General features: G+C 74.9%; 6 protein-coding genes. All 6 read left to right on the forward strand.

What is annotated here, in order from left to right:
• Positions 1–12 precede the first annotated feature (12 nt).
• The 6 genes from ABZT47_RS12375 to ABZT47_RS12400 all read left to right on the forward strand — a co-directional run bounded on the left by ABZT47_RS12375 (position 13) and on the right by ABZT47_RS12400 (position 7,060).
• Positions 13–1,326, forward strand: a complete 1,314-nt coding sequence (locus tag ABZT47_RS12375; RefSeq protein WP_354839622.1) for a sugar ABC transporter substrate-binding protein — start codon at positions 13–15, stop codon at positions 1,324–1,326.
• Positions 1,323–2,309, forward strand: a complete 987-nt coding sequence (locus ABZT47_RS12380) for an ADP-ribosylglycohydrolase family protein (protein ID WP_354839625.1) — start codon at positions 1,323–1,325, stop codon at positions 2,307–2,309. The genes ABZT47_RS12375 and ABZT47_RS12380 overlap by 4 nt, the downstream gene beginning before the upstream one ends.
• A gap of 36 nt (positions 2,310–2,345) precedes the next feature.
• Entirely contained in the window at positions 2,346–3,371 is a 1,026-nt protein-coding gene (locus ABZT47_RS12385; protein ID WP_354839628.1) for an ADP-ribosylglycohydrolase family protein, read from the forward strand.
• The gene (locus ABZT47_RS12390; RefSeq protein ID WP_354839631.1) at positions 3,368–4,540 is read left to right on the forward strand and encodes an ADP-ribosylglycohydrolase family protein; all 1,173 of its coding nucleotides are present in this window, start codon (positions 3,368–3,370) and stop codon (positions 4,538–4,540) included. The genes ABZT47_RS12385 and ABZT47_RS12390 overlap by 4 nt, the downstream gene beginning before the upstream one ends.
• Positions 4,537–6,012 (forward strand): ADP-ribosylglycohydrolase family protein, encoded by a 1,476-nt coding sequence (locus ABZT47_RS12395; protein ID WP_354839633.1) that lies wholly within the window; start codon positions 4,537–4,539, stop codon positions 6,010–6,012. Before ABZT47_RS12390 ends, ABZT47_RS12395 begins: the two co-directional genes overlap by 4 nt.
• 172 nt (positions 6,013–6,184) lie before the next feature.
• Positions 6,185–7,060 carry a ribokinase gene (locus ABZT47_RS12400; RefSeq protein WP_354839635.1) on the forward strand — a complete coding sequence of 292 codons (876 nt, stop codon included), beginning with the start codon at positions 6,185–6,187 and terminating at the stop codon, positions 7,058–7,060.
• Positions 7,061–7,273: the final 213 nt, after the last annotated feature.

Consider the following 7,273-nt stretch of genomic DNA (forward strand, 5'->3'; position numbering starts at 1 on the left):
TAGGAGAGTCTCTTGCGTACCAGAACCGCACTCGCGGCGGCGGCGGCCGCGATCGCCGCGCTGACGGCCGGCTGCTCGTCCGGCGCCGGCACCACCACCACCGGCGGCGGCGACGGCGGGACGGTGACCCTGAAGTTCCTCAGCCTCGCCTGGCAGAAGGAGTCCATCGCCGCCAACAAGCAGATCGTCGACGAGTGGAACAAGGCCAACCCCGCCACCAGGGTCGAGTACGTCCAGGGAAGCTGGGACAACGTCAACGACCAGCTCGTCACCTCCTTCGAGGGCGGCGACCCGCCGGACGTCATCCACGACGACTCCCCGGCGCTCGCCGGGTTCGCCTCGCGCGGTTACCTGCTCGACCTGTCGGCCAAGCTGCCCCCCGACCTCAAGAACGACATCCCGCAGCCCGCGTGGGACACCGTCACCTTCGGCGACGGCAAGGGCGGCCAGGGCGTGTACGGCGTGCCGTTCCTGCAGGAGTCGCAGGTGCTGATCGGCAACAAGAAGCTGCTCGACGCCGCCAAGGTGCGCATCCCCACCCCGGACGCCCCCTGGACCTGGGACGAGTTCGCCGAGATCAGCAAGAAGCTCACCAAGGGCGGGAACTACGGCGTCGCCTGGCCGCTGAAGTCCCCGGTCAACAAGGTGCTCAACCTGGCGCTCAACTTCGGCGGCACCTTCTTCCAGGTGGACGGCGCCAAGGCCACCGTCAAGGTCGGCCCCGGCGAGCGCGAGGTCATGCAGCGCATCCACGACCAGCTCTACAAGGACAAGTCGGCCGACCCCTCCGCGCTCGGCATGGGCACCGCCGACCCGCTGCCCGGCTTCTACGCCGGCAAGTACGCCCTGCTGCCCGCAGGCGTCTACCTGCGCCAGCAGGTCGCCGAGCAGGCGCCGGAGGGCTTTGACTGGATCACCATCCCGCCGCTCAAGGGCACCACCTCCGAGCAGGGCGCCACCTCCCAGACGCTGTCGGTCGCCGCCGACAGCGAGTACCCCGAGCAGGCGACGAAGTTCATCTCCTTCTTCCTCGACAGCGCCAACCAGGCGAGGCTCGCCAAGGGCGACTGGCTGCTGCCCACCAGCGTCAAGGCGGCGAGCGACCCCTCCATGACGACCAAGGAGAACGGCTGGGACGTCGCCACCGCCTCGGCCAGGAACCTCGTCGTCGCGCCGTACCTGAAGGTCAACGGCTTCGACGAGTGGAAGAGCAAGGTGGCCACCCCCACCCTGCAGCAGTACTTCGCCGACAAGATCACCCTCGACCAGGCGGCGAAGACCCTCACCGACGAGGGCAACAAGGTGCTGGAGCGGTACGGCAAATGAGCCTGACCCGCGCCCGGGGGTGCCTGCTCGGCCTGGCGGCCGGCGACGCCCTCGGGCGGCCCGCCGAGAACCTCCCGCCCGAGGAGATCGCCCGGCGTCACGGCCGCCTCACCGAGATCGAACCGGGCAAGGGCGGCACCGACGACACCGAGTACACCATCTTCGCCGCGTCGCTGCTGTGCCGGTACGGCGCGGCCATGACCCCGGCTGACGTGGCCAGGGAGTACCGCGAGCAGATCATCCCGTCCATCGACGGGCCCATGCGCGGCGCCGGGTTCTCCGAGCTCGGCGCCGTCCAGGCTCTGCGCCGCGGCCTGGCGCCGCCGATGTCGGGCGAGTGGCACCAGCACGGCTGGTCGGACGGCCTGGCCATGCGCGCCGCGCCCTACGGGATCTTCGCGGCCGGCGACCCAGGGGAGGCGGCGCGGCTGGTGGCCGTGGACGGAGTGGTGAGCAACGGCGTCGAGGGCGTGTACGGCGGCCAGGCGGTCGCCGCCGCGGTCGCCGTCGCGATGACCGGCGCCGCGTCCGCCGAGGTCGTCCAGGCGGGGCTCGCCGCCGTACCCGAGGACTCCTGGACCTCCCGGAACCTGCGCGCGGCGGTGGACGCCGTCGCCGCCGGGTCGGTGGAGCGGCTGTACGCGGCCGTCGTCGTGCGCCACTACCCGTGGACCGACCTCGCGCCCGAAGCCGTCGCGCTCGCCTTCGCCGGCTACCTCATGGGCGCCGGCGAGGTGGAGGAGTCGGTCGTGTCGGCCGCCAACCTGGGCCGCGACGCCGACACCACCGCGGCCATCGCCGGCGCCCTCGCGGGGGCGGGGCGCGGCGAGGCCGCCGTCCCCGCGCGCTGGGCCAGGGAGATCGGCCCCGCCACCGGCCGCTGCCTCCCCGTCGTCGCCGGCCGCCACGTCCTGGACGTCGCCACCGCGCTGTACGCGGCATCCCAGAACGCCCACGCAGCCGACGACGAGGCCCCGCGATGACCGCTTCGGCGGGATAGATCGGGATAGAGGAGAGACATGCAATCGGGGGACAGGACCAAGGACGCGCCCGGCACGGCCGCGGACCGGGTCGCGGGCGCCTTCGTCGGGCTGGCCATCGGTGACGCCGCCGGGTGGCCGTCCGCGCGCCATCGCTCAACGCTGCTCGCGCCGTGGACCAGGCGGCTGGAACGCGAGCTGGACGCCTTCGCCGAGGAGCACCGCCTCACCACGCTCCCCGTGCCGTTCACGCTGAACCAGCCCGTCGAGCCGCTCGCCCTCGGCCCGTCCGACGACGCCGAATGGCTCGCCTGGACCGCGCTGACCCTCCACCAGGACCGCGCCGAAGCCTTCACCGCCCTCGCGGGACGCTCGGACCTGCGGGTGCGCATCTCGGTGCGCTCGGCCCTCGCCAACCTGGCCGCGGGCAAGCCGCCCCCGGTCAGCGGCCACGACAACCCGCACCACTTCGACGACGCCGCCGCCGTGCGCGCCGTGGCCTTCGCGGCCGCCGCTCCCGGCTCCGCCGCCCTGCCGGACCTCGTGCGGGCCGACGCCTCGGTCACCAACTCCGGGGACGGGGTCCTCGGCGCGCTCGCGATGGCCGCCGCGATCGCGGTGCTCGTCGCGGGCGGGACGATGGGCGCGGCGGTGGAGGCGGCGCTGGCCGAGCTGCCCGGGGACACCGCCATCGGCCACGCCGCCAGGGCGGCCCTCGCGGCGGCCCGCCGGGCGGGCGACCCGTTCGCGGCCGTCCCGGCCCTGGACGCCGCGCTGGTCGACCACGTCTACAGCTACGGGGTCGCCGCCGCGCAGACCGTCCCCGCGGCGCTCGCGCTCGCGGAGGTGTCCGGCGGCTCGCTCACCGCGGCCGTCCCCGCCGCCGCCTGCCTGTCATCGCTCGCCGACTCCGCCCCGGCCCTCACCGGCGCGCTCACCGGCGCCCGCACCGGGCTCCGCGCGCTCCCCGAGGGCTGGTGCGCCGCGGCGCGCACGCTCACCGGCTGCGGCCTCCCCGAGCTGGCCGGAGCCGATCTCATCGACATCGCTGGAGGACTGGCATGACGCCGCTGGAGGACCTGCTGACCGACAAGGCCGTCGGATGCGTGACGGGCGCGGCGGTCGGCGACGCCATCGGCGGCGCCACCGAAGGCTGGACGCCCGGCCAGATCCAGGAACGGTACGACGGGTACGTGACGGGCATCGTCCCGCCGTACTTCGAGGACTGGCGCAACGCGCGCCCCATCGCGCCCTACCACAAGGGCGACGGCCACATCACCGACGACACCCTCATGACGCACGCCCTCATCCGCGTGTACGAGAAGGTCGGCGGTCACCTGGACGCCTACGCCGCGGCCGACCACCTGGTGCCGGAGATGATGGGCGAGAAGCGCTGGATCCCCGAGCTGGAGGCCGAGGCGCTGCCTCTGCAACGGGTCTTCCTCGCCGAGAAGTGGCTGGTCCTGCGCCTGCACTACGGGCACATCGACCCGCGCGAGGCCGGGGTGGGCAACATCGTCAACTGCGGCGCCGCGATGTACATGGCGCCGGCCGGCATCGTCAACGCCGCCAACCCCGACGGCGCGTACGCCGAGGCCGTCGACCTGGCGGGCGCCCACCAGTCCAGCTACGGCCGGGAAGCGGCCGGCGTGCTGGCCGCCGCCGTCGCCGAGGCGATGCGTCCCGGCGCGAGCGCCGACTCGGTCGTGGCCACCTGCCTGCGGCTGGCCCGCGACGGCACCCGCGCCGCCATCGACGCCGTGTGCGAGCGAGCCCGCGGCCTGGACCACTGGGAGGGGTCGTTCGACGCGCTCCGCGAGGCCGTCAAGCCCTACGACACCGTCGCCGACACCTACCGCGACCAGGGCCTCGGGGCACGGCGGCCGAGCCGGCTGCACAGCATCGAGGAACTGCCGCTGGCGCTCGCCTTCCTGGTCATCGCCAAGGGCGACTATCGCGACACCGTGCTCGGCGGCGTCAATTACGGGCGCGACGCCGACTCCATCGCCAGCATGGGCGGCGCGATCGCCGGCGCCCTCGGCGGAGCCAAGGCGGTGCCCGCCGAATGGCTCGACCCGGTGTCCGAGGCCAGCCGCATGGACCTGGTCGCCCCCGGCCTGGCCATCGCCGAGGTCGCCCGGCGCGTCCACGCCGGCGACCTCGCCGCCCGCCGCGCCCACGAGGCCGCCTTCACCGCCCTGACCTGGGACAACACCCCCGGACTCCCATCATGAGCGGCGACCGGCCGATCAGGCTGACCTGGGTGCAGCCGGAGGATCTGGTGGGACACGAGCTGCGGCAGGCCGGCGAGGACGGCCGGGGCGCACAGGCCGCCCCGATCGCCGACCGGTGGCACGCCGCCGGAGGGCACGACGCGCCGCCCCGCGCCGGGGCTTCGCCCGAGCCGCCCGCCCCCGAGCTGCGAGCGCTGGCCGCCGAGCTGCTCGACGAGCTGGCGGGCATCCCCTCCCCGCTGCCCGAGCCGACCGGTCTCGCCGGCATCCGCGCGGCCGCTTCCGCCTGGGCGGCGTCCGGCACTCCGGACAGCGCGGCCACCCTTGCCCGGGCGGGGTCCGGCGTTCCGGACAGCGCGGCCACCCTTGCCCGGGCGGCGTCCGGCGCTCCGGAGCGTCCGGGCGCCCACCCCGACGAGCTGGGCGAGCGGCTGCTGGGGGCGTGGCGCGGACGGGCGGCGGGGTGCGTGCTGGGCAAGCCGGTGGAGAAGATCCCCCGCCAGGGCATCAGGGAGATCGCCGAGGCGACCGGCAACTGGCCGATCCGCGGCTGGTTCACCGCCGAGGGGCTGCCGGCCGAGGTGGCGGCCCGCTGGCCGTGGAACCGGCGCAGCGCCGCCACCTCCCTCGCCGAGACCCTCGACGGCGTCCCCGAGGACGACGACCTGAACTTCCCCCTGCTGGCCCTGTCCCTGCTGGAGCGGCACGGCCGCGGGTTCACCACGGCCGACGTCGCCGCCCTGTGGCTGGAGGAGCTGCCCGCCGGCCGCGTCTTCACCGCCGAGCGCGTGGCCTACCGCAACCTGCTCGACGGACTGGAACCGCCGCGCACGGCCACGTGGCGCAACCCGTTCAGGGAGTGGATCGGCGCGCTGATCAGGGCCGACGTGTACGGTTGGGCCAACCCCGGCGACGTGCGCACGGCGGCGGAGTTCGCCTGGCGGGACGCGCGCCTCAGCCACACCGCCAACGGGGTCTACGGCGCGATGATGGTCGCCGCCATGTGCGCCCGGTCCCTGGTCGTGCCCTCCGGCGACCCGGCCGCGGCGGTGGAGGAGGTCGTGGCCGCCGGACTGTCGGTCGTCCCCGCCGGTTCCCGGCTCTCCCGGGCCGTACGGGACGCCGTCGCCGACGCGCGCGCCGAACCCGACTTCGAGCGGGTCGTCGACCGCCTGTACGAGCGGCACGGCGGGCTGCACTGGGTGCACACCGTCAACAACGCCGCCCTGGTGGCCGCCGCGCTGACGCACGGCCGCGGCGACTTCACCGCCTCGGTCGCGGGCGCGGTCGCCGCCGGATGGGACACCGACTCGGCCGGCGCCACGGTGGGCTCCATCGCCGGCGGCCTGCTGGGCGCCTCGCGCATCCCGTCCGGGTGGGCGCTCGGCGACCGGCTGGCGAGCAGCGTGCGCGGCTTCGACGGCATCGGCTTCGACGAGCTCACCCGCCGCACGCTCGCCGTGGCATCGTGACCACCACAGCGGCGCGGGACGGGCGGACTCGTATAGCGGCGCCGGACGGGCGGACCCGTACAGCGGCGCGGGACGGGCGGACCCGTACAGCGATGCCGGACGGGCGGACCCGTACAGCGGCGCGGGACGGGCGGAGCCTCACTGAGGTGCCGGGCAGGGGAGAGGACAGACCATGATCTCGGTATTCGGCAGCGCGAACATGGACCTGGTGGCCTACACCGCGGTCGTGCCCAGGCGCGGCGAGACCGTCACCGGGCACGCATTCCGCACGATCCCGGGAGGCAAGGGCGCGAACCAGGCCGTCGCGGCGGCGCGCGCCGGAGCGGCCACCTGCTTCGTCGGCGCGGTCGGGGACGACGCGTTCGGCCCCGTCATGCGCGACACGCTCGCCGGTGCCGGCGTCGACGTGAGCCGCCTGCGGGTGGTGCCCGGGTCGTCGGGCATCGCGCACATCGTCGTGGACGACGACGGCGGCAACTCCATCATCGTCATCCCCGGCGCGAACGGCACGATCACCGCCCCGTCCGACGAGGACCTCGCCGTCATCGACCGCTCCGACGCGCTGCTGCTGCAACTGGAGCTGCCCATGGAGGCCGTGGTGGCCGCCGCGCGACGGGCCAGGGTCCCGGTCGTCCTCACCCCCGCCCCGGTCCAGGACCTGCCCCGCGAACTGCTCGACGCCGTCGACCTCATCGTCCCCAACGAGCACGAGGCCGCGGCGATCACCGGACTGGCCGACCCCGAGGAGGCGCTGAAGGCGCTGCTCGACCTCGTCCCCGAGGCGGTGATCACCCTCGGCGCGGAGGGGGCGCTGTACGGCGCCCGGACGGGCCGCCCGCTGCGGGTGCCGGCGGTGCCGGTGCGGGCCGTCGACACCACGGCGGCCGGCGACACCTTCGTCGGCGCGCTCGCCGTGGCCCGCGCCGAGGGCCGCCCACAGGAGCAGGCCCTGCGATTCGCCGCCACGGCCGCCGCCCTGTCGGTCCAGCGCCCCGGCGCGAGCACCTCGATGCCCACGCGCCCCGAGATCGAGGCGGCCCTCGCGTGACCGGGCCGGAGCCCTCCGCGGCGGCGACCATCGTCACCACGCGGAACCACCGAGGAGCCGCCACGAAGTTCCGCGGCGGAGTCGTCACACGGACCACGGAGCAGTCGTCACGCAGGACCCCGGAGGAGTCGTCACACGGGTCCCCGGAGGAGTCGTCACACGGGTCCCCGGAGGAGTCGTCACACGGGTCCCCGGAGGAGTCGTCACACGGGA

The sequence above is a fragment of the Sphaerisporangium sp. NPDC005289 genome, assembly GCF_040607455.1.
Lineage (GTDB): Bacteria > Actinomycetota > Actinomycetes > Streptosporangiales > Streptosporangiaceae > Sphaerisporangium > Sphaerisporangium rhizosphaerae.